At 61.3% G+C, this 21,540-nt stretch carries 18 protein-coding genes; 4 read left to right on the top strand and 14 right to left on the bottom strand.

Translation table 11 applies throughout. The features are described from left to right. Positions 1 to 14: 14 nt before the first annotated feature. From HWX39_RS08165 to HWX39_RS08150, 4 genes are read right to left on the bottom strand one after another with little or no spacing between them, the layout of a single operon-like run. Entirely contained in the window at positions 15 to 1,889 is a 1,875-nt protein-coding gene (locus HWX39_RS08165) for a nucleoside-diphosphate sugar epimerase/dehydratase (protein WP_175966877.1), read from the bottom strand. 12 nt (positions 1,890 to 1,901) lie between these two features. After that, entirely contained in the window at positions 1,902 to 2,918 is a 1,017-nt protein-coding gene (locus tag HWX39_RS08160; RefSeq protein WP_175966875.1) for a glycosyltransferase family 4 protein, read from the bottom strand. A 5-nt stretch (positions 2,919 to 2,923) separates the two neighbouring features. Next, positions 2,924 to 3,889, bottom strand: coding sequence for an SDR family oxidoreductase (locus HWX39_RS08155; RefSeq protein WP_175966873.1), 966 nt, complete (start codon positions 3,887 to 3,889; stop codon positions 2,924 to 2,926). Next, complete coding sequence (locus HWX39_RS08150; protein WP_175966872.1) at positions 3,886 to 4,752, bottom strand: glycosyltransferase family 2 protein; 867 nt, start codon at positions 4,750 to 4,752, stop codon at positions 3,886 to 3,888. Before HWX39_RS08150 ends, HWX39_RS08155 begins: the two co-directional genes overlap by 4 nt. A gap of 608 nt (positions 4,753 to 5,360) precedes the next feature. Here HWX39_RS08150 and HWX39_RS08145 point away from each other — a divergent pair. Genes HWX39_RS08145 through HWX39_RS08135 form a run of 3 tightly spaced genes read left to right on the top strand, consistent with a single transcriptional unit; the run spans position 5,361 to position 10,104 of the window. Beyond that, positions 5,361 to 6,785 (top strand): hypothetical protein, encoded by a 1,425-nt coding sequence (locus tag HWX39_RS08145; protein WP_175966870.1) that lies wholly within the window; start codon positions 5,361 to 5,363, stop codon positions 6,783 to 6,785. A 23-nt stretch (positions 6,786 to 6,808) separates the two neighbouring features. Continuing rightward, a complete protein-coding gene (locus tag HWX39_RS08140) occupies positions 6,809 to 8,002 on the top strand; it encodes a glycosyltransferase (RefSeq protein ID WP_244134950.1) in 1,194 nt (397 codons plus the stop codon). Between the two features lie 23 nt (positions 8,003 to 8,025). After that, positions 8,026 to 10,104, top strand: a complete 2,079-nt coding sequence (locus HWX39_RS08135; protein WP_175966865.1) for an HAD family hydrolase — start codon at positions 8,026 to 8,028, stop codon at positions 10,102 to 10,104. 285 nt (positions 10,105 to 10,389) lie between these two features. On the opposite strand, the gene HWX39_RS08130 is transcribed toward HWX39_RS08135, so the two are convergent. The 7 genes from HWX39_RS08130 to rfbB form a co-directional block, all read right to left on the bottom strand. Continuing rightward, positions 10,390 to 11,427, bottom strand: a complete 1,038-nt coding sequence (locus HWX39_RS08130) for a class I SAM-dependent methyltransferase (RefSeq protein ID WP_175966863.1) — start codon at positions 11,425 to 11,427, stop codon at positions 10,390 to 10,392. A 3-nt stretch (positions 11,428 to 11,430) separates the two neighbouring features. Continuing rightward, complete coding sequence (locus tag HWX39_RS08125) at positions 11,431 to 12,705, bottom strand: ABC transporter ATP-binding protein (RefSeq protein ID WP_175966861.1); 1,275 nt, start codon at positions 12,703 to 12,705, stop codon at positions 11,431 to 11,433. Continuing rightward, positions 12,695 to 13,474 (bottom strand): ABC transporter permease, encoded by a 780-nt coding sequence (locus HWX39_RS08120; RefSeq protein WP_244134949.1) that lies wholly within the window; start codon positions 13,472 to 13,474, stop codon positions 12,695 to 12,697. The genes HWX39_RS08125 and HWX39_RS08120 overlap by 11 nt, the downstream gene beginning before the upstream one ends. 151 nt (positions 13,475 to 13,625) lie before the next feature. After that, positions 13,626 to 14,534 carry a dTDP-4-dehydrorhamnose reductase gene (rfbD, locus tag HWX39_RS08115; RefSeq protein WP_175967656.1) on the bottom strand — a complete coding sequence of 303 codons (909 nt, stop codon included), beginning with the start codon at positions 14,532 to 14,534 and terminating at the stop codon, positions 13,626 to 13,628. Positions 14,535 to 14,541: 7 nt separating this feature from the next. Next, positions 14,542 to 15,093, bottom strand: a complete 552-nt coding sequence (gene rfbC, locus HWX39_RS08110) for a dTDP-4-dehydrorhamnose 3,5-epimerase (RefSeq protein ID WP_175966857.1) — start codon at positions 15,091 to 15,093, stop codon at positions 14,542 to 14,544. A gap of 5 nt (positions 15,094 to 15,098) precedes the next feature. Then, positions 15,099 to 15,971, bottom strand: coding sequence for a glucose-1-phosphate thymidylyltransferase RfbA (gene rfbA, locus HWX39_RS08105; protein ID WP_175966855.1), 873 nt, complete (start codon positions 15,969 to 15,971; stop codon positions 15,099 to 15,101). 11 nt (positions 15,972 to 15,982) lie between these two features. Further along, positions 15,983 to 17,044: a dTDP-glucose 4,6-dehydratase gene (rfbB, locus tag HWX39_RS08100; RefSeq protein WP_175966853.1), complete on the bottom strand. Its 1,062-nt coding sequence runs from the start codon at positions 17,042 to 17,044 to the stop codon at positions 15,983 to 15,985. Between the two features lie 334 nt (positions 17,045 to 17,378). On the opposite strand from rfbB, the gene HWX39_RS08095 reads away from it, so the two are divergent. Continuing rightward, a complete protein-coding gene (locus HWX39_RS08095; protein WP_175966851.1) occupies positions 17,379 to 18,218 on the top strand; it encodes a symmetrical bis(5'-nucleosyl)-tetraphosphatase in 840 nt (279 codons plus the stop codon). Positions 18,219 to 18,250: 32 nt separating this feature from the next. Here the strand turns inward: HWX39_RS08095 and HWX39_RS08090 are convergent, their stop codons facing one another. From HWX39_RS08090 to HWX39_RS08080, 3 genes are read right to left on the bottom strand one after another with little or no spacing between them, the layout of a single operon-like run. Then, on the bottom strand, positions 18,251 to 19,108 hold the full coding sequence (locus tag HWX39_RS08090) for a lysophospholipid acyltransferase family protein (protein ID WP_175966849.1): 858 nt from the start codon (positions 19,106 to 19,108) through the stop codon (positions 18,251 to 18,253). A gap of 19 nt (positions 19,109 to 19,127) precedes the next feature. Continuing rightward, positions 19,128 to 20,405: a dihydroorotase gene (locus HWX39_RS08085; RefSeq protein WP_175951518.1), complete on the bottom strand. Its 1,278-nt coding sequence runs from the start codon at positions 20,403 to 20,405 to the stop codon at positions 19,128 to 19,130. A 52-nt stretch (positions 20,406 to 20,457) separates the two neighbouring features. Further along, positions 20,458 to 21,489: an aspartate carbamoyltransferase catalytic subunit gene (locus tag HWX39_RS08080; RefSeq protein ID WP_006476735.1), complete on the bottom strand. Its 1,032-nt coding sequence runs from the start codon at positions 21,487 to 21,489 to the stop codon at positions 20,458 to 20,460. Positions 21,490 to 21,540 lie beyond the last annotated feature (51 nt).

Here is a 21,540-nt window from a genome sequence, read left to right as displayed (position 1 = left end):
CAACGACCTCGGCGTCAGCGGTTCGACGCGACCCGCACGCTCTTCAGCGCCGGAACGGCGGCCGTCTGATACTCGGGCACCCAGCGGCGCAGGTCGCGCCGCACTTCGTCGTCGGGCAGCACACGATGCTGCATCAGCCACGGCAGCAGCTCGTCGAGGAAATTGTCCGGCACTTCCCGCGCCCGCGCGATCCGCAGCTTCGGATGCGGGGTGCGCGTGGTCGCCTCGTCGTCCGCGAGCAACTCCTCGTAGAGTTTCTCGCCCGGCCGCAGCCCGGTGAACTCGATCCGGATCTGCTCTTCCGAGAAGCCGTACAGGCGGATCAGGTCGCATGCGAGATCGACGATCTTGACCGGCTCGCCCATGTCGAGAATGAAGATCTCACCGCCATGCCCCATGCTCGATGCCTGCAGCACGAGCTGCGACGCTTCCGGAATCGTCATGAAGAAACGCGTGATCTCCGGGTGCGTGACCGTGACCGGGCCGCCCTTCGCGATCTGCTGCTGGAACTTCGGAATCACGCTGCCTGCGCTGCCGAGCACATTGCCGAACCGCACCGTCTCGAACTGCGTACGCCCGCTCGTCTGCTGCAACGCCTGGCAGGCCATTTCGGCCAAGCGCTTGCTCGCGCCCATCACGTTGGTCGGATTGACGGCCTTGTCGGTCGAGATCAGCACGAAATGACGCACGTCGTGGCGGATCGCCGCCCGCGCCACACGATACGTGCCGAGCACGTTGTTGCGCAGCGCCTGCCATGCGTTGTGGTCTTCCATCAGCGGCACGTGCTTGTAGGCGGCCGCGTGAAACACGATGTGCGGTGCATGGCGCGACATCACGTGGTCGAGCAACAGCGAATCCTTCGCGTCGCCGATGATCGGCAGGACGGGTAAATCAGGGAAGCGCTCGCGCAACTCCTCGGTCAGCCGATACATCGCATACTCGGACAAGTCGAACGCGACAAGCTGTGCCGGCGCGAAGCGCAGGATCTGCCGGCAGAGTTCGGAGCCGATCGACCCGCCCGCGCCGGTCACCATCACGACGCGGCCACGCAGCAGCGCCTCGACGTGCGGCGTGTCGATCGTCACGGCATCGCGGCCGAGCAAATCCTCGAGATCGATGTTCCGCACCTGCGACAGGAAACCCTGCCCTGGCATCAGCGCGGTCAGCGACGGCAGCACCATCGCCTTCACGCCGGCACGCACGCACAGCGTCGCGACGCGACGCTGCGTCTCGACCGACGCCGACGGAATCGCGATGATCGCGTATTCGACCTTCATCGCGTCGGTCCAGTGCTTCAGATCGTTGAACGATCCGAGCACCTTGTAGCCGTAGACCTCGCGCCCCTGCTTGGTCGCATCGTCATCGAGCAGGCCGACGAGGCGCCATTCGCCCGAGCGGGACAGTTCGCGCGCGAGGCTCGCGCCGGCCGTGCCGGCACCGAGCACCAGCACCGGCTTGCCCTTCCCGACGAGCCCGCCGTAAAGGTAATACTCCTTCGTTGCGCGATACAGCGCGCGCGCACCGCCCATCGCCAGGAACAGTATCAACGGCGACACGAGCAGCACCGAGCGCGGAATGATCGGCACCGGCTGGAACATCACGGCGCCGATCATCACGATCATGCCGCCGCCGCCCACCGCTTTCGCGATACGCATCAGGTCGGGCAGGCTCGCGAACACCCACAGCCCGCGATACAGGCCGAACACGTGGAACATCAGCGCGTAGACGGGCAGCACCCACGTCAGCGCCATCAGCGCGCCACCCAGGAAATCGGCAGGAATACTACCGTTGAAGCGAACGAGATAGGCGAACAACCACGCTGCAAGCACCGCCAGCAGGTCGAACAGGAAAGCACTCAATGACAGCCAAGATGCTTTGGATCGCAACATCGGCGGGAGACCTCAAGATTTGTTTTCGGTGGCCATGCCGACACGGCGCCAGCGCGCGTCGATCACGCAACCGATGCACGCAAGAACGCCATACCAGGCGACAAACAGCCCCCACTGCTGCAGTGTGGGACGGCCCAATGCCCACAGGGCTACAATTATGCCCGCGAGCATCACGAGGTACCAGTAGATGGCGGTGCGCCGATGGCCGGTGCCAGAGCGCACCATGCGCTGATAATAATGCTCCCGGTGCGCCTGCCAGAACTTTTCCCCACGTAACAAACGTCTCGCAAGTGTTACAGATGCATCGGCGATAAAGGGCGAGAACACCATCGCCGGAAACCAGATCGGCCAGACCCCGCCTCGCCAGCCCCAGTAGCCGAGCGCGCCCGCCATGAATCCGAGCGGAATCGAGCCCGCGTCGCCGAGAAACAACTTGGCCGGATGGAAATTCAGTAGCAGGAAGCCGAGCGCCGCGCCCGCGATCGCTGCACCGCCCGCCGCGAGATCCGGCGCCGGCTGTGCACCCGCCAGCGCGGCGGTCATATACGCGCCGAAACCGAACAACGCCATGCCGCCGGCAAGGCCGTCCGCGCCATCCATGAAGTTGTAGAGATTGGTCAACCAGACCATTCCGAAACCGACGCCCGCGAGGATCCACCACGGCGCGACGGCCGGATAGACGACGATCAACGCAACGACCGCGGCAAGGTGCGCGGCGAACCGGACCCGCGCCGGCAGCCCGCGCCGATCGTCGAGCTGTGACAGGGCGGCTAGGCCGGCAGCGGCCACTGCGACGAGCCACATCGACGGCGCGAGCCATAAAATCGCGGCCACACACACCGGCACGATGCCCCAGCCGCCCACGCGCGGCGTCGGCAGCGTATGCAGCGAACGGTCGTTCGGAATATCGGTCGCGAGGCGCCAGGCCAGCCCCGTCGCGAGCAGCGTCCGCAGGATAAGGGTCGAGGCCAAGGCGGCGGCCAGAGCTACGCCGGCTGCCGTGAGCCACGTGGTAATCGCGGAATGCATATTGTCTATTTCTGTATGTCGCGCGAACGATACCACGCGGCGGTCGCTTCGAGGCCCTGTCTCGTCGTATAGGGCGGTCGCCAGTCAAGCATGCGCTTGATGCGGCCTACGTCGAGCTGCAGGCTGCCCGTCAGGCGGTCGACGGCGGCGCTGCGGCCGGTCAGCCTGCCGAGCGTGCGCAGCATCGCGACCGGCACCGGGAACAGCCTTGCCGGCCTGCCGAGCGCGTCGCCGACCAGCCGCAGCAGCCCGGCCACCGACGGCGCGTCGTCGTCGGCGACATGAAAGCACTCACCCGCGGCCCGTGGATCGGTTGCGCACCGCAGCAGCGCGTCGGCCAGGTTGTCGACATAGACGAGGCTGCGGCGCGCCTCGATCGCGCCGAACGGGAGCGGCAATCCTCGTGCGACGGCGTCCATCATCCGAAGGAAGTTGGCCCGCACGCCGGGGCCGTAGACCAGCGGCGGACGGACGGTGACCACCTCGATGCCCGCCTGCCGCCCGAATTGCGCGAGTGCCTGTTCCGCACGCAGTTTCGAACGCCCGTATGGGTCCTGAGGCGCGGGTGTGACGTCCTCCGCGAGCGGCACGCCGCGATCGCCCTCGCCGATAGCCTTGATGCTGCTGGCAAACACGAAGCGGCGCGCGCCATGCGCATGCGCGGCTTCGGCAACGCGCAGCGTACCCGCAACGTTGGTCGTGCCGAACGCGGCATCCGGATCGGGCGATTCGTCGCGCATCACGTGGACGCGCGCGGCCAGGTGGATCACGCAATCGGCTTTCAGATCAGCCGGCCACGCATGTGCGAGCCCGGTGAAGTCCGGCGCGTCATGCACCCATTCGCGAACGCCGTCGATGCACCCGCCGGGACGGCGCACCAGCGCCGTGACCGTATGTCCCGCCGCGAGCGCCTGTCGGCAAACCGCACGGCCGACGAAGCCGTTCGCGCCTGTCACGACGATGCGGGTCACCACAGTTTCCAGCCGAAACGGTTGTAGAACTTGAACGCCGACGCCACGAACATGCGGATGTGCGCCCACCCCTTACGTGCGGCGCCACCGCCGTGATGAAGCACACGCACCGTAGGCACATATGCGATCCGCGCGAGTTCGCGGGTCCGCAAACTGAGATCGTAGTCTTCGAAGTACAGAAAATAGCGTGGATCGAAGCCATTCAGACGCTTGAGCGGCTCGGTCCGGAACAGCATGAAGCATCCGCTCACGATCTGTGGATCCCAGACGATATCCGCGTCGTTGATCTCGTCACGCATCTCGTAACGAGCCAGCCGGCGCTCGAAGGGCTTCCGGAAAGCCGGTGGCAGAAAGCCGCGTGCGAACAGATCCAGCAGCGCAGGATAGCGACGGCACAGATACTGGATCTGGCCGGTTTCGTCGCCAATGCGAGGCGTCAACAGACCGGCCTCCGGATGGGCATCGAAAAAATCAAGCGCATTCTCGAGCGCGTCCGGCGCGAGGTCGATGTCGGGATTCAGCACGAGGTGATAACGACTGCGCGCCTGATCGATCGCGAGATTGTGGCCGCGAGCATAGCCGACGTTGCCGTGGCCGGAAATCAGGTCAAAAGCCACGCCCATCCGGTCAAGTACATCCCTGATCTCGCGCAAATCGGGCATGCCGCCATTGTCGACCAGCCAGACGCCGATGCTCAGCGTCGGGCGAGATCTCCGCAAGCAGTCGAAAGCTGCACCGAGGGTCGAGAATGTTTGCTTGAGTAGTGCTACATCCGGATGGTAGGTGACGATGGAAACGGAGAGTTCGCCATCAACGGGCAGCGGGAAATCGTGCGAGGAGGATTCTATGCGTTGACGTACCACGAACTGAAATATTCTCAATGATGGCGGAAATTAGAGGCAATTTTGTGCAGATGCGCCCGATTTCGCAACCGAAATTGCCATATGTAACAAGTAGCCGGCGATGATCGGCCAAGATCTCGCGCCGTATGGATATAGTAAGCGCGCCCCGCTGCAATTCGCCACTGCCCCAGCGAAAACCCTGTCGCAGCGGCAAGCGTGAAAAGGCCGGCCCCAAGTATTCCCCTCAATTATAGGGCCACACCATATCCCTAAGGTCCGGCTGTTCCATGATAAAGTTTCACACTCTCCCGAACACTGGGACGTTACCATCTTTCAAGTTGCGAACCCCGCACATGACCATCCTTTCGATGGCATGACAAGGAAAATTTTTCTTGGTCAGGGAACTCGAGTCAGCGTGCACCGCACTCTAACCACGTGCAGCTTCAGCCACGTACGTCGGTCTACTCGGGCACACCGGAGGACCGGAATAAATTGCAACCGCCCCCATTTTGAGCGCTGACGGTGGCCACCGCCACCCCGAAGTCAGTTGATGGCGGACCAGCATACGGGAAGATGCATGAGACTTGGCGGATGGCACGCTCGCCGAGCAAGTGGATTCGATTTGGAGCATGAAAGAGGTGCGAGAGTGCGATACGGAAGTCACAAGTCAGGGCAGCACAATGGACGTCAATAACAGCACGCCTCATGTCGCGCGCGGTAACAGAGGGAATGGCGTGCAGGCGATCATGCGGCTCTGCGATACCGAACAGACGACAGGGCCGTTCAGGGATCTTTCACTCACGCTATACCTGTTTACACGCCGACTGTATGACGCAGCACGGAAGGACGGCGTAAGAGATCTGTTCTTCTTCGCCAGAGAAGGGCTTTTGCTGAAGCAGATGTTCGACGTGGTGCAGGCCAACGAGGGGGCAGCACCCATACGGACCCATTACCTGAAGGTGTCTCGTCGTTCGACCTTTCTGCTGTCGCTGCGCTCGTTAGATCAGGAGCAGTTTGAGGTTCTCTTCCGACAATACAGGAGGATCTCGATCGCCGAGTTTCTGAAAAGCCTGGCACTGGAAGAATACCTTCCGACGTTCGCTACCGAGCTTAACGTCGAGCCGTCGCTGCTCGCCGAGCGGAGCGCAGACTTGCCGCACGACCCGCTTTTCGTCAGCCTGCTGAATCTGCCTTCGTTTTCACGAGTGTACGAGACGGAGCGGCTTGCGCGAAGCAAGGCATTCGAAAACTACGTCCGCAGCTTCTGCGACGGAACCATCCCTGAACGATTGAATGTTGTTGACGTTGGATGGAAGGGGTCAATCCAGGACAACGTCTTCGGATGGCTGCGCAATCTCCGAGGGGACGCCGCAAGGGTCAAGGGCTACTACGTCGGACTCGTCGCAACCGGCAATGCCGGCCCCTCGAACGAGAAGGCAGGGTTGCTATTTGAGAACACTGGAAAGCGCACTGCGGGCTACTACGTGTTCAACGAAAACCGGTCACTCTTTGAAGTCTTGCTGCATGCCAACCACGGATCAGCACAGCGCTATATTCAGACAAACGCCAAAGAGGTCGTCGTCGTGGAAGATGCGTTCGCCGAAGGTCCGATGATCGAAGCACTTGTGAAACCGGTAGCCGATAGCGTAATGGCCGCATTCGTTCGTATTGCGAAAGCGCTGGTTACTATGGATGTGTCGGAGCAAGAACTTCTGGCGTCCGCAGTTAAGCGCCATTCACGCATGGTGTTCCAGCCTTCATCAAGTGAGATCGAATGGATGCGCTCACTCTCGCACGTCGAAAATTTTGGCGTCTTCGAGGCGTCGACGTTCGACAATCGCCGAGCATCGCCTTCGTTTAGTGCCCGGCTGCGCTTCTCGATCGATGTTTTCAAGCAACGTCAACGCGACCTTGGTTTCTGGCCTTGGTTGACGATTGAAGAGCGCGCACTCTGGGGAATGGCGCGTGCCTATCGAGTCATCCGCATGCGGCAAAACCAGCGGACCATGCGCCTGCACTTGAGCTCAACGGAAAAAAAGGCTGCACCGAAATGAAAGTGTGTTTTCTTGTGGGATCCATGGCGATCAGCGGTGGAACTTACGTCATTGTTCAGCACGCAAGCTTTTTGCGCGACCACGGTTACGATGTCACGCTCGCCGTTCAGGAGCCCTTCACGCCCGAGACGCTAGCCTGGCACAACGAGGCCCCCCGGTTGCGTTGCATCCCCATCGCGACGGCCCGTTCCGAAAAGTACGACCTCGTTATCGCTACTTGGTGGAAAACCGCGCTCGAGCTTCATGAATTCGACGCGCCCCGTTACGCGTACTTTGTCCAGTCAATCGAGTCCCGATTCTATCCGGAAGCGGAAGTTCCGCTACGCGCACTCGTCGATGCGACCTATCAGCTACCCGTGACATATGTGACGGAAGCGACCTGGATCAAGGACCACTTGCAAAGCCATTTCGGGCAGGATGCCTCACTGGTCAAGAACGGTATCCGTAAAGATGTCTATACCCCGACCGGACCGACTATCGAAGCAAGGAGTCCGACGCGTCCGCGCGTACTGGTCGAAGGGCATTTCGGTGTGCCGTTCAAGAATACCGCACTGGCAATCCGACTCGCACGGGAAGCAGGTGCAAGCGAAATCTGGCTGCTGACCGGCTCACCAGTACGATGGGTTCCTGGTGTGTCCCGGGTATTTTCTCGCGTGCCAATGGTCAAGACGGCGGAGATCTACCGCTCCTGTGACGTACTACTCAAACTGAGCACGGTCGAAGGAATGTTCGGCCCGCCCCTTGAAATGTTCCACTGCGGCGGGACAGCAATCGTCTTCAATGTCACCGGACACGACGAATACATCGTCGACAACGTAAATTCGCGCGTGGTGTCCACAAATGATCTGGACGGTGTTGTCGATACGATTCGTACGATCCTGAGTGATCGAAACGAACTCTCTCGGCTTAAGGCAGGTGCCTTGCGCACGGCTCAAGCATGGCCTCGATGGGAAGACGCATCCGCGAAGTTCGCCGACTGGATTAACGGTTGCTTGCAAGGGCCGGTTGTGTCTCGAGATGAGTGTGCAGCAATCATCGCAAAGGCATGGAGCGACTATGACCGCGACGAAAAGCAGCGTCTTGCGCAAGCTCCCCAACCTGTCAGCCGCATGAGGCTGCGCGCGCTTGCCGGCAAATTGCCAGGCGCGTGGGCAAAACGCCTCAAGCAGCTCGAAGCCGTGAGCGAAGTATTTGTTGGCAAGCGTAAGGCCTATTGATGTACAGATTGAAGACCATAGACGTGTGGGATACGCTGCTGCGGCGCGATTGCCACCCGGAATTCGCAAAGCTCGCAACGGCCTTGCACGTGTTTCTAGATCCGTCGCTTGGTGTTTCCTGTCGCTATGAAACAGCGTGGGACATCTATCGTCGGAGAGTCGAGCAAGAAATGCTGCTGGCCGATCAGGCACGCGCTGCGGGAAAAGACAACGAGTACGAAATCGTCGAAGTACTGCGTCAATGGCTTGCGCAGATCGTCGAGCAACCCTATGACGACTCTCTGCCGTCCAGACTCGCCGATTTCGAACTGGACTTCGAGCTTCGGCACACCTATCCCGATCCAACGATCAGAGATGTATCCGAACAGTATCCTGCGGAAACGACGCTGTTCCTGTCGGACTTTTACATGTCCGCGAGCCGCCTTTCGACGTTGCTGCATCATCACGAAATCGACAAGTTTGTGCCGGGGGGCGTGAGTTCCTGCGACATCGGCATCAACAAGCGCTCGGGCAAGCTTTTCAATTACATCGAAGACCTCTATCGAGTAACGCCGGACGAGCACGTTCACATCGGCGACAATTCGACGGCCGATCGCGATGTGCCACGCGCGCTTGGTATCAATGCCGTGCATTTTCAACCTGAAGTCGAGCACGCGAAACGACTGGTTCGTGAATCCGTATTCGAGGATAGAGGCGAGTTGTTTCGCAAGATCCAGGCAGAGGCGAAGGCGACGGCAAGTGGTCACCATTTTGCACATGAACAGTCCGCCGAACGCGAAGCCGCGTTCGCCGCAGGCGTTCAGTCGAGTGTGCTGGTGATTGGCTTCTGTCTCTACGTTGCGGAAGGCGTGCTGTCCAGCGGGCTCAAGAGTCTGTATTTCTTTTCACGTGAAGGCGAGTTCTTTATTCGCGTGTGGAATGCATTGTTCCCGAACGGAAGGCATGCCGGCCATACACTTCCGCACGCCGCTCTGCTCGAAGTGAGTCGCCTTGCTACGTTCTGTGCCTCCCTACGAGAGGTCACTCCGTCGGAGATGCGGCGGATCTGGAATCTGTATACGACGCATTCGCTCGAAGCACTCTTGAAGTCGTTGGGACTTGAGCCTAATTCGTTCGCCGAACTGGCAGCGAAACATCAGTTGCCGTTGTCGGAAGCGATCCAGCATCCATGGGAAGACAGCCGAGTCAAACGTCTCTTCGACGATCCCGAGTTCGTCCGTCAAATCGAGGAGAAAATTCGTGCCGATCGTCGTGCGTTGCTAGCTTACTTGGCGACTCGAGGGCTGCGAGATGACGGGTCAGCGGTAAGCGTCGTGGATATTGGGTGGCGCGGTACCATTCAGGACAATCTCGCGTGGCTTCTGCCGTCCGTACGATTTCAGGGGCAATACCTGGGATTGCAGATGTTCCTGAACGAGCAACCCGCAAATGCCCACAAGCAAGCGTTCGGTCCCAATGCGAATGAAACGCTGGAACACTGTCATCTTCTTGATGCCGTGTCTCCGCTAGAGATGCTGTTCAGCTCACCTCTCGGCTCAGTGTCCGGCTATCGCATTGACGAAGACAACTCCGGCGCATTTGCATTTCGCTCGGAAAGCGATATGGAACACGCTTCCAGCAAGAATTTCGTTGAAGGTTTCCAGGATGGTGTGGTCGAAGCCGCGAAGGTTTGGGCACCCTACGTCGAAACATGTGCGATTGCCGCGTCGGAACTTCGCGACCCGGCATTGGCAACCTGGAACAAATTGATCGAGCGCCCGCATGAGACATTGGTCGACGCATACGCGGCACTCAACCAGAATGACGTGTTCGGTGCCGGTCAGTTCGTCAACAAGCGCGCCACTCCTGGAATAGGCAAGTTATTGCGCGGAGTCGTTTCGCGCGACGCACGCCGGGAAGTGATCATGTACATTCGTCAAACCCAATGGAGCGCTGGAATCTGGGCACGTCGCGACCTGACATTGGGAAATCGGCTGGCGTTAGTGATGGTATTGCGATTGGCAAAAGGCTACAAACGGCTTATGCAACGAAGGATCGCCCAAAATCGCACACGCAGTCATCCGGTCAAAGAGCGGTCAAGGTCCTCGGACGGTGGCGCTTGAACTGACACCTATCGCATCGAAACGGTGGAGAGGAAATGCCTGAGATAGCTGACTATTCTCGGGCGCCCACGGCGTATTTGCCCGTGATGAATGGAGATCTCAAAGTCGCTCCGTTGGCAGCATGCTTTCCGTTGCCCATGCAACGCCTCCAACATTGCCGGCACTTCCTGTTCGATATGCATGCATGACATCTTAATCCCAACGTCGCATCACGCGCCCGCCACAACGGCTGCAATCAGGCGCGTGATGCTTGTCAATTGAATGCACTCGTAAGTCGTACCTGGATCAGTCCGTGCGTGTTGCTCGCAGCAACGCATCGCGCTCATTGATCAACTTCTCGTTCGATGCGATCGCCGCATCCCGGTCCGATACCATTCGTTCGAGTTGCGCGATCAATGCGTCACGATCATTGATCATCTGCTCATTGCTGCGAATCGCCGCGTCGCGATCTCTGATCATTTCCTCCATCCGGCGAATCGCCGCGTCGCGATCCCGGATCATGCCCTCCGACCGGCCCAACGCGGCATCGCGATCCTGCACAAGCGCCTCAATTTCTGAGATCGTCTTGTAGAGCGGCATAGTCTGCTCTGCATCCACTTCAACAGTAGGCATCCCATGCAGTACCGCGCACTGCTGTGGAAGCAGCTTGCGGATCAGCGCATCGACAGGTTTGCGTGACGCGACGAAGACGAACGAACCATATTTTGTTGCGTCCCACTTGCTGTTGCCGACCCATTCGGCTGAACCTGCGCTCGCATTGGCACCCGGTACAGGTCGGACGATCGACACCACGTCGAGGCTGACGACACCAAGCCATACGTGCTCGAACCCGGTATGCAGCAGTTGAACGATCTCATCTGCGTCGAATCGCGTTACGTGATACGGGTTGGGGCCGTAAACCTCGTGACAACGTTCATCGTAAGAACGCGTCGGCACCGAGCCGGCAAAAATTCCGTCCGCCTTCAGCACACGAGCGACTTCGCGAATCGCCTGCTGTGGCTCCTGCAAATGTTCAAGCGTTTCCAGCGACAAGAAAGTATCGACTGACGCATCCGCAAGCGGCAGCGACAGAATCGATCCGACCGTGAACTGACGTCCGTCCGTCGCGAAACGCTCGACCGCCTGTTGAACCGACTGCTCGTCGATATCGAAACCGTGATACGACTGAACCCCGGCAGCCGCCATAATTTCAGATGCGTAACCGATTCCGCATGCGCAATCGACGACATGCCCGGAAGCAATGCGCGAAAGCAGCTGATAGCGATGCGTATGCTCATATACGAGGTGCTGCATCTGAAAATGATCGGAATGCATGCGTTCCATAAATCAAACCTTTGGAATAAGTTCTCTTTTCTCTGCGACCTGGCCGCGGACTATCCACTGCCGCGGCACGTTGACGAGACCGACCGCTTGAAAATCGTCGACCACCTGAAACTCACAAACCGGCGTCGCTTCCGCCAGAATTCCGAGCCCGCGCTCGTCGTTAATCGCAACGCGCCACATATAGCGTCCAGCGAGAAGCTGGAGATCAGGGAAGCGAACGATCACTTCACCTTCATCCTCCGTTGCGAACGGCTCCAGACCGTCCATGATCGTCGTCGTACCACAGATGTAAAGTGAATCGTGGCGATAGAGATTGACGACAAACGACACCATCGGAATCGACTGCTTGCGCGTCGCGTGGTAACGGAAACGGATGTCGATCGTTTGCCCGCTTCGCACCTGCGTCACGTGCGCGCCGAATTCGTCGGTCAGCACCACGTCCGTGATCCGAATCAGGCTCGCCGGCTGCGTCACCGTAGTGGATTGGGCCGCTTCGCCAGTACCCGCATTCACTTGTACCACATCAGCCGATTTACTCTCAATGAGTTCGAGATCCTGCAGATAGCGATCCACGACTTCCGTTGCATCGCCAAACACGACTTGTCGGCCGTTCTTCAGGTACAGCGCACGTTGACACGTACTCTTGATCTGGTACGCATCGTGGGTCACGAAAAGCACGGTGCAGCCACGATCACGAAATTCGTAGAACTTGTTCATGCACTTGCGCTGAAACAATGCATCGCCAACGGCAAGGATCTCGTCGACAATCAGGATCTCCGGATCGACGTGGATCGCGACCGAGAACGCGAGACGCGCGTACATGCCGCTCGAATAATGCTTGACCGGTTGATCGATATGATCGCCGATATCCGCGAACGCTTCGATTTCCCGCAGCTTTGCTTCCATTTGCTGGCTGGAAATGCCGTAAATTGCCCCCGTCAGAATCGCATTCTCGCGCCCCGTGAATTCGGGGTTGAAACCGGCACCCAGCTCCAGCAGCGCGCACACGCGACCGCGCACCTCACTTTGCCCGACCGATTGCTGGAGCACACCTGACAGCATCTGCAAGAGCGTTGACTTACCCGCACCATTACGCCCGATGATCCCAATGGTTTCGCCTCTGCGGACGTCAAATGACACGTCCCTCAGCGCCCAAAACTCGGTGTAATAGCGCTTAAAGCGCCCGAAGAGCATCTGCTTCAGACGATCGCTCGGCTTAGCGTACAGCTGATAACACTTGCCGAGATTTGTAACCGAAATGACCGCATTAGAGGACATCGGCGAATCCTCCACGCGTACGCTCAAACCACCACATGCCAAAGACCGCCACAAGGATGCCGGGAAGAAGATGCTGACAATACGACGACGGGTCGGGATATCGACCCAAGATGACTGTTTCTCGTAGCGTCCCGATCGCGAACGTTAGCGGGTTGAGGTCCATGTAAATCCGGTATTGCTCCGGCAGGCTATCGGCGGAATAGAAAATTGGTGTCGCGAACATCAACACACTCAACACCAGCGTAACGAGCTGTCCCAGGTCACGCAGAAACACGCCGAGAGACGACAGGATCCATCCAAGACCGACGCACCAGAGCATGAGCGGCGGCAGCACGAGCCAGAACGCCCACGCGGTCCCGGGCACGCCCGAGCCGAACACCACGATAAACACCAGCAGCACCGCGAAGCCAATCGCAAAATGAAACAGCGCGCTTCCGAGCGATACGATCGGAAGAATCTCCAGCGGAAACACGACTTTCTTCACGTAGTTCACGTTGCCGGTCATCAATGTCGGCGCGCGCGAAATACATTCCGTAAATACGCTATACACGATGAGCCCGGAAAAACACATGATCGCGTACGTCGCGTGCGAATCCTGATTCGGCACACCGATCCAGCGCGACTTGAGCACGAAGCTGAAGACGAATGTGTACACGCTCAACAGCACGAGCGGTGTAACGATGGCCCAGCCGAGTCCGCCCGCGGAGCCACGATAGCGCCCCTGGATGTCCCGCCATACGAGGCGCCGGAGCAAGTCACGATGGGACACGATGGAGCGGACACCCTGGAGGATGGGAGAAATTATCCTCATACAATATGCATTCGAAAGTATTATTGACTATTAATGCCAACCGGCACCGGCTTGGGTTAGGCAATCGGCCCGCTACGTCCGGCATCACGGCTCGAGTGCGAATCCGGTATCACCGCGGCGCCAAACAGAGATTCAGCAGAAGGCGCCAGTCCGGTGCACGCAGACCAAACGCACGTGCGAGCTTGTTGTTCGACAGCCGCGAGTTGGCCGGCCGAAGTACGGAACTCGGATACGACGCAGCGTCGATCGGAACGACCGATGGCTTGTTCGCGCAATTGGATGCGGCAAATATCGCCTCGGCGAAACCGTGCCATGACGTCTCACCCATTGCAGTGAGATGGTACAGGCCGGTGTGCGTGCGCCACCACTCCGACCATCGCTCCTGCGTACGATCGGCTGCAACGGCCTGCGCAAGCACCTGCGCCGTCAGGCTGGCGATCGCGTACGACCACGTCGGCGCCCCGAACTGATCGCTGACTACACGCAACTCGGGACGCTCGGCCCCTGCGCGCAGCATCGTCGTCAGGAAATTGCGCCCTCTCAGGTCATACACCCAACTCGTCCGAAAAATCAGGTGGTCACAGCCTGTCTCCCGAATCGCTTCCTCGCCTGCGAGCTTGCTGCGGCCATACGCATTCAGCGGAGCCGGCACATCGTCCTCGACGTACGCGCCGACCTTTCGCCCGTCGAATACGTAGTCGGTCGAATAATGGACCAGTGCCGCGCCGATACGTTTCGCCTCTTCTGCGAGCACGCGCGGCGCGTCGGCGTTGATCCGCATGCTGCCGGCTACATCCCGCTCCGCATCCGCGACCGCTGTATACGCAGCCGCATTGACGACCAGTGCTGGTCGCAGAGTCCGCATCGCATCGCGAATGCCGTCGAGATTGGCCAGATCAAGCTGCCGACGATCGCAGGTAACGACCCGCCCCAATCCCTGCAGGCTTCGCGCGAGCTCAAATCCCACCTGCCCGTTCGCGCCGGCAAGCAGAATCGTCCGCTGTTCCGGTGCGCTCACGTCGTGATCACTCATAGCATTCCGCCTCGGACAACCGCTTCCCGGCCGCATCCTTGGGCGCCAGCGTCGGCAACGTGTCTATCTGCCAATCGATCCCGATCGTCGGATCATTCCACAGCAGACTCCGCTCATGCTGCGGAAACCAGTAGTCGGTTGTCTTGTACAAAAACTGCGCGACCTCAGACAGCACAACGAACCCGTGCGCGAAACCCGGCGGAATCCACATCTGCTGATGATCGCGGGCCGACAGACGGACGCCTACCCATTTACCGAAGTTCGGAGAGCGCTTGCGGAGATCGACCGCGACGTCGAGCACTTCGCCTTCGATGACACGCACGAGCTTGCCCTGCGCATGCTCGATCTGATAGTGCAACCCACGCAGCACCCCTTTCACCGAGCTGGAGTGATTGTCCTGCACGAACTTGACGCCGGGCGCCACCTTCTCGGCAAACTCCCTGGCATTGAAGCTCTCGAAAAAAAAACCACGTTCGTCACCAAACACCGTTGGCTCGATGATCTTGACTTCCGGCAAAGCGGTTTCGGTTACCTGGATGGGCATGCTACCTAGTCTGCAAGTATGTTTTTCAGATATCGGCCGTAGCCGCTTTTCGCGAGTGGATGCGCAAGCGCGAGAAGCTGCTCGGCGTCGATCCATTGCAGGCGATACGCGATCTCCTCGGGGCACGCAACCATCAGCCCCTGCCGTCGCTGCAGCGTCGCGATGAACGTCGCTGCCTCGATCAGCGAATCGTGCGTGCCCGTATCAAGCCACGCGTAGCCGCGCCCCATGATCTCGACGTCGAGCGTGCCGTGGGCGAGATAGTGCGAATTTACATCGGTGATCTCAAGCTCTCCGCGTGCAGACGGCTTGATTTCGGCCGCGATGTCGCACACGCGATTGTCGTAGAAGTATAGCCCTGTCACCGCATAGCTCGAACGCGGCTTTGCGGGTTTCTCCTCGATCGACAATGCGCGGAATTGTTCGTCGAACTCAACGACGCCGTAACGCTCCGGGTCCTGCACGTGATAAGCGAACACCGTTGCGCCCGACGTCTTCGCGTTCGCACACTCGAGATGCTTTGCCAGGTCGTGCCCGTAGAAGATGTTGTCACCAAGAATCAGCGCCGACGGATCATTGCCGACGAATTCCTTGCCAATGATAAACGCCTGGGCCAGCCCATCCGGCGACGGCTGCACCGCGTACCGGATGTTCATCCCCCACTGGCTGCCGTCGCGAAGCATCGCCTCGAAACGCGGCGTGTCCTGCGGCGTAGAAATGATCAGCACGTCACGGATGCCCGCGATCATCAACGTCGACAGCGGGTAGTAGATCATCGGCTTGTCGTACACCGGCAGAAGCTGCTTCGACACCGCATGGGTGATCGGATACAGGCGCGTGCCGGAACCGCCGGCGAGAATAATGCCCTTGCGTGCCATCTCGGAAGCCCTCAAGCGCGTTGCGCGTAGTTGGTCTCGACCCAATTGCGGTACTCGCCCGACACGACGTCGTTCACCCACGCCTGGTTGTCGAGATACCACCGGACAGTCTTCGCGAGTCCCGATTCGAACGTCTCGGCCGGCTTCCAGCCCAGTTCGCGCTCGAGCTTGCGCGCATCGATCGCGTATCGGCGGTCGTGACCGGGTCGATCCGTCACGTAGGCGATCTGGTCGCGATAGGAGCCCGACGCTTTCGGCCGCGCGTGATCGAGCAGATCGCACAGCGTATGCACGACGTCGAGATTCTTCTTTTCGTTCCAGCCGCCAATGTTGTACGTCTCGCCCGGCACGCCTCGTGCAAGCACCTCGCGAATCGCGCTGCAGTGGTCGCTCACGTACAACCAGTCGCGCACGTTTTGCCCGTCGCCGTAAACCGGCAGCGGCTTTCCCGCGAGCGCATTTGCGATCATCAGCGGGATCAGCTTCTCGGGAAACTGGTACGGTCCGTAGTTGTTCGAGCAGTTCGTCGTGAGCGTCGGCATCCCATACGTATGGTGATACGCGCGCACGAGATGATCGGAGCCGGCCTTGGTCGCCGAGTACGGACTGTTCGGCGCATAGGGCGTCGTCTCGGAAAACTGCGGATCGGTGGCAGACAGGGAGCCGAACACCTCGTCCGTCGACACATGCAGGAAGCGGAATGCCGCCTTGTCAGCCTCGCCGAGCGCGTTCCAGTGCGTACGGGCGGCCTCGAGCAGCGTGAACGTGCCCACAACGTTGGTCTGTACGAAATCGGCTGGGCCGTGAATCGAGCGGTCGACATGACTCTCTGCCGCGAAGTGCACGACCGCGCGCGGCCGGTGCTTCGCGAAGAGCGCATCGAGCGCCGTGCGGTCGCAGATGTCCACGCGCGCGAACACGTGCCCCGGATGGCCATCCAGGGGCTCCAGCGTGCGAAGATTGCCTGCGTAGGTCAGCTTGTCGACGTTGAGTACGGCCTCATTGGACCGATCCAGCCAGTCGAGCACGAAATTGGCACCGATAAAGCCTGCGCCACCCGTAACCAGGATCATGTAGCTCCCTCTAGAAATGTGCGACAGCCACAAAGAGGCCGACCGAACGTCAAGTCGCAGTGACCATGTGCGGCCCTAGGGCCGGCATTCTACCCGGTCGCCAAGTCGGACAATGCAATCTGGTGTTAATTTTCAGAAAGCAACCCCTCATTATAGGAAAGCGTTTTCGGTAAAAGCTACGCTGCTAACAACTTGAAACAGCACGGTAAATCCCTGACGCGAAAGGAAAACGACATGCCAGCAAAGCCGATTCAGACAGAATACAATTGTGCACGGCACCCATTTTCGCGATGGCTGTTCTTCACGCCGATCAAAACGTGACACCCCGACCCTCATGCATCCATCCCCCATCGCCATCGGCGACATCCAAGGCTGTCATTCCGCTTTCCAGGCTTTGCTCGACAAGCTTTCAGCGCCCGCCGACACGCCCCTTTGGATCGCCGGCGACATCGTCAACCGCGGCCCGGACTCCCTCGCTGCGCTTCGCGCCCTCGTCGATCTCGGCCCGCGCGCGACCGTCGTGCTCGGTAATCACGACCTGCACCTGCTCGCGGTCTCCGCCGGCCTGCGCACCGAGCGCCCCGGCGACACCATCGGCGAGATCCTCGACGCACCCGACGCCGACGCGCTGCTCGACTGGGTCCGCCACCGCCCGTTCGTGCATGCGGAGAACGGGATGCTGCTCGTGCATGCGGGCGTGCTGCCTCAATGGGACGCCACGCTCGTGCTCGAACTCGCCGACGAACTCCAGCGCGCACTGCGCGCACCCGACTGGCGCGACACACTGCAGAAGCTGTACGGCAACGAGCCGAATCAATGGAGCCCGGATCTGAAGAAACGCGACCGGATGCGCGTTGCGTTCAACGCATTCACGCGCGTGCGCTTCTGCACGTCCGACGGTGCGATGGAATTCAAGGCGAACGGCGGCCCCGATAGCGCGCCGCCTGGCTACCTGCCGTGGTTCGACGTACCGGGGCGCCGCACGGAGGACGTGACGGTCGTGTTCGGCCACTGGGCCGCGCTCGGCCTGATGTTGCGCGAGAACGTCGTCGCGCTCGATTCGGGATGTGTGTGGGGTAACCGGTTGTCGGCCGTGCGGCTGACGGCCGATCCGGCGCAGCGCACGGTCACGCAGGTACAGTGCGAAGCGTGCCGCGCGCCGGGCGGAGAGTGATCAAAGGCTGATTCGCGTCGCCGGGCAGCGTTTCAACCCTCGCGCCCCGGCACGGGTGCATCGACCGCCTCGCTGCCTGCCTCTGCGGCGCCAACCTCGGTCGCCGGATACGCATGCTTCTGCAATTCCGCAAGCGACTCGGCCGTCGGCTTGCCGACCTTGGCCTGTAGCGTCGCGAGCGCAGCCGCGATCGCGTCGCGCGCCGCCGCGGACGTCGCCCGCCGGTCGCCGCCCGGCGCGATCGGTTCGCACACATACAGGTGCGCGACGAGCGGGCCGCCGCGCAACACCATGTCGAGCGACGTGCCCAGCGCCAGTTCGCCCGTATACGCCGGCGCGACCGACTGCCGCCCCTGCGCATCCTCGTACATCAGGCAGATCGGCTGCACCGCGCAGCCGGCCGACACCGCGGCCTGGAACAGGTTCGCATGGAACGGCAGCAGTTCCTGCCCGTCGGTCGTCGTCCCTTCCGGAAACACGCACATCAGCCCGCCGTTACGCAGACGCTCGGCCATCTCGTGCATGACCCGCATCGCCTCGGTGCGCTTCTCGCGCTGCAGGAACACGGTGTCGAGCTTTTCGGCGAGCCAGCCGACGACCGGCCACTGCCGCACCTCAGCCTTCGACACGAACGGCGTCGGCCGCCACGCGTTGACCGTGTAGATGTCGAGCCAGGACACGTGATTGCCGACCACGAGCGCGCTCGCGTCGAGCCGCGCGCCGTCGTTATGGACGACGAGACGCATCCCGCAGATCCGCAGCAGCTTGAGCGACCAGCGGCGTATCAGCTCGGCGCGGCGCGCGGGAGTGACGTGCGAAAAACACAGCGCGACGATCACCATGCCGCGCAACAGGTGAAAGACGAGACGCAGCTTGCGAAAGGCAATCATGGCGAAAGTCCGGCGTGGTTCAGGGGCGCTCGAACGCGATCTGCCCGGCGACTAGCGTCGTGCGCACGCAGGCGGGCAGTTCGTAGCCGAGGAACGGCGAGTTGTGGCCCTGGCTCTTCAGCGCACGCGGCTCGACGCGCCAGTGCGCACGCGGGTCGAACACGCACAGGTCGGCCGCGCCGCCTTCGGTGAGGCGGCCGGCCGGCAGCTTCAGCACGTCGGCCGGCGCGGACGTGATGCGGCGCAGCGCCTGCGCGAGCGGCGTACGCGTCTCGTCCGCCCACTTCAGCGTCAGCGACAGCAGCAGTTCGAGCCCCGTCGCACCCGGCGTCGCTTCGCCAAATGGCAGCAGCTTCTCGTCGTCGTCGACCGGCGTGTGGTCGGAGCAGATCGCGTCGATCGTGCCGTCGGCGAGCGCCACGCGAATCGCTTCGCGATCGCGCTCGCTGCGCAGCGGCGGATCGAGCCGGAACTGCGAATCGAAGTAGCCGATGTCGACGTCGATCAGGTGCACGTGATTGACGCCGACGTCGCAGGTCACGGGCAGCCCCTCGGCCTTCGCCTCGCGCACGAGCGCGAGGCCCGCCGCCGACGACAGCCGCGCGAGGTGCACGCGCGCGCCCGTCACGCGCATCAGTTCGAAAATCGTGTGGAGCGCGATCGTCTCGGCCGCGACCGGCACGCCGGACAGCCCGAGCCGCGACGCCAGCGCACCGCTCGCGGCGACACCGCCGCGGCCGATGAATGCGTCTTGCGGGCGCAGCCACGTGGTGTAGCCGTAGGTGCTCGCGTACTGCAGCGCACGCAACAGCACCTGCGTATCGCGCACCGGCACGTTGGCGTGCGTGAAGCCGACGCAGCCGGACTCGGTGAGCGCGACCATCTCGGTGATCACTTCACCCTTGAGGCCGACCGTCAGCGCGCCGAGCGGATGCACGTTCGCCTGGTGCAGGTTGCGCGCGCGGAACTTGAGCATCTCGACGAGGCCCGGCTCGTCGAGCACGGGGTCGGTATCCGGCGGGCACACGAGGGTCGTGACACCGCCCGCGACGGCCGCGGCCATCTCGGACGCGAGCGTCGCCTTGTGCTCGTAGCCGGGCTCGCGCAGCCGCGCGCACAGGTCGACGAGGCCGGGCGCGACGATCAGGCCCGACGCGTCGATCGTCCTGTCCGCGTTGAAACCGGCCGGCGCCGTGCCGAGCGCGGCGATCTTGCCCGCCGCGACGAATACGTCGGCCTGCTGCTCGGTGCCGGCGACCGGGTCGATCAGCGTGCCGCCTTTGATATGAATCTTCATGCGCTGTCTGTGAATGCGTTGATTGCGTGAATAAGGATGCGCGAAAGCGGGCTCAGTCGCTGTTGCCGGCGACGATGCCCATCACCGCCATCCGCACGGCGATGCCGAACGTGACCTGGTTGAGGATCACCGACTGCGGGCCATCGGCGACCTGCGAATCGATCTCGACGCCGCGGTTCATCGGGCCCGGGTGCATCACGATCGCGTCGGGCGCGGCGAGCGCAAGGCGCTCGGGCGTCAGGCCCCAGGTCTTGAAATACTCCTGCGCCGACGGCAGCAGCGCGCCGCTCATCCGTTCGTTCTGCAGGCGCAGCATGATGATCACGTCGACGCCCTTCAGCCCTTCGTCGAGGTTGTGGAACACCTTCACCCCCATCTGCTCGAGCCCGCCCGGCAGCAGCGTGCGCGGGCCGATCGCGCGCACTTCCGGCACGCCGAGCGTGGTGAGCGCGTGAATGTCGGAGCGCGCAACCCGCGAATGCAGGATGTCGCCGACGATCGCCACGCGCAGCTTCGTGAAGTCGCGCTTGTAGTGACGGATCGTGTACATGTCGAGCAGGCCCTGCGTCGGGTGCGCATGGCGGCCGTCGCCGGCGTTGATCACGTGCACGTGCGGCGCGCAGTGCTCGGCGATCAGGTACGGTGCGCCGCTCGACGCGTGACGCACGACGAACAGGTCGGCATGCATCGCCGACAGGTTGTTGATCGTGTCGAGCAGCGATTCGCCCTTGCTCGTCGACGACGCGTTGATGTTCAGGTTCAGCACGTCGGCCGACAGGCGCGTCGCGGCGATCTCGAAGGTCGTGCGCGTGCGCGTCGAGTTCTCGAAGAACAGGTTGAACACGGACTTGCCGCGCAGCAGCGGCACCTTCTTCACTTCACGGTCCGTCACGCTGACGAACTGCTCGGCCGTATCGAGGATGTGGTTGACGATCGAGCGCGGCAGGCCTTCGATCGACAGCAGGTGCTTCAGCTCGCCGTTTTTCGTGAGCTGCGGGTTGCCCTTCAGGAAGCCGTAGCGGAACCGGTCGGGGCTCGCGGCCGCAGCGGGATTGCCGGTGCGGCCAGTGGTGTCGGTGGTCATGATGTGCGTGATTCCAACTATGCAAACGGGCCGCGGTGCAAACCGGCGGCC

It is taken from the genome of Burkholderia sp. BCC0322 (genome assembly GCF_902833045.1).
GTDB lineage: Bacteria > Pseudomonadota > Gammaproteobacteria > Burkholderiales > Burkholderiaceae > Burkholderia.
The sequence above is the reverse complement of the archived record's forward strand: the minus strand, read 5'-3'. Positions and strand labels throughout refer to the sequence as shown.

What these genes read in the sequence shown, in the direction of transcription:
- HWX39_RS08165 (WP_175966877.1), bottom strand. Translation starts at nt 1,889, where the DNA reads ATGTTGCGATCCAAAGCATCTTGGCTGTCATTGAGTGCTTTCCTGTTC.
- HWX39_RS08160 (WP_175966875.1), bottom strand. Translation starts at nt 2,918, where the DNA reads ATGCATTCCGCGATTACCACGTGGCTCACGGCAGCCGGCGTAGCTCTG.
- HWX39_RS08145 (WP_175966870.1), top strand. Translation starts at nt 5,361, where the DNA reads ATGAAAGAGGTGCGAGAGTGCGATACGGAAGTCACAAGTCAGGGCAGC.
- HWX39_RS08140 (WP_244134950.1), top strand. Translation starts at nt 6,809, where the DNA reads ATGGCGATCAGCGGTGGAACTTACGTCATTGTTCAGCACGCAAGCTTT.
- HWX39_RS08130 (WP_175966863.1), bottom strand. Translation starts at nt 11,427, where the DNA reads ATGGAACGCATGCATTCCGATCATTTTCAGATGCAGCACCTCGTATAT.
- HWX39_RS08125 (WP_175966861.1), bottom strand. Translation starts at nt 12,705, where the DNA reads ATGTCCTCTAATGCGGTCATTTCGGTTACAAATCTCGGCAAGTGTTAT.
- rfbC (WP_175966857.1), bottom strand. Translation starts at nt 15,093, where the DNA reads ATGCCCATCCAGGTAACCGAAACCGCTTTGCCGGAAGTCAAGATCATC.
- rfbA (WP_175966855.1), bottom strand. Translation starts at nt 15,971, where the DNA reads ATGGCACGCAAGGGCATTATTCTCGCCGGCGGTTCCGGCACGCGCCTG.
- rfbB (WP_175966853.1), bottom strand. Translation starts at nt 17,044, where the DNA reads ATGATCCTGGTTACGGGTGGCGCAGGCTTTATCGGTGCCAATTTCGTG.
- HWX39_RS08095 (WP_175966851.1), top strand. Translation starts at nt 17,379, where the DNA reads ATGCATCCATCCCCCATCGCCATCGGCGACATCCAAGGCTGTCATTCC.
- HWX39_RS08090 (WP_175966849.1), bottom strand. Translation starts at nt 19,108, where the DNA reads ATGATTGCCTTTCGCAAGCTGCGTCTCGTCTTTCACCTGTTGCGCGGC.
- HWX39_RS08085 (WP_175951518.1), bottom strand. Translation starts at nt 20,405, where the DNA reads ATGAAGATTCATATCAAAGGCGGCACGCTGATCGACCCGGTCGCCGGC.
- HWX39_RS08080 (WP_006476735.1), bottom strand. Translation starts at nt 21,489, where the DNA reads ATGACCACCGACACCACTGGCCGCACCGGCAATCCCGCTGCGGCCGCG.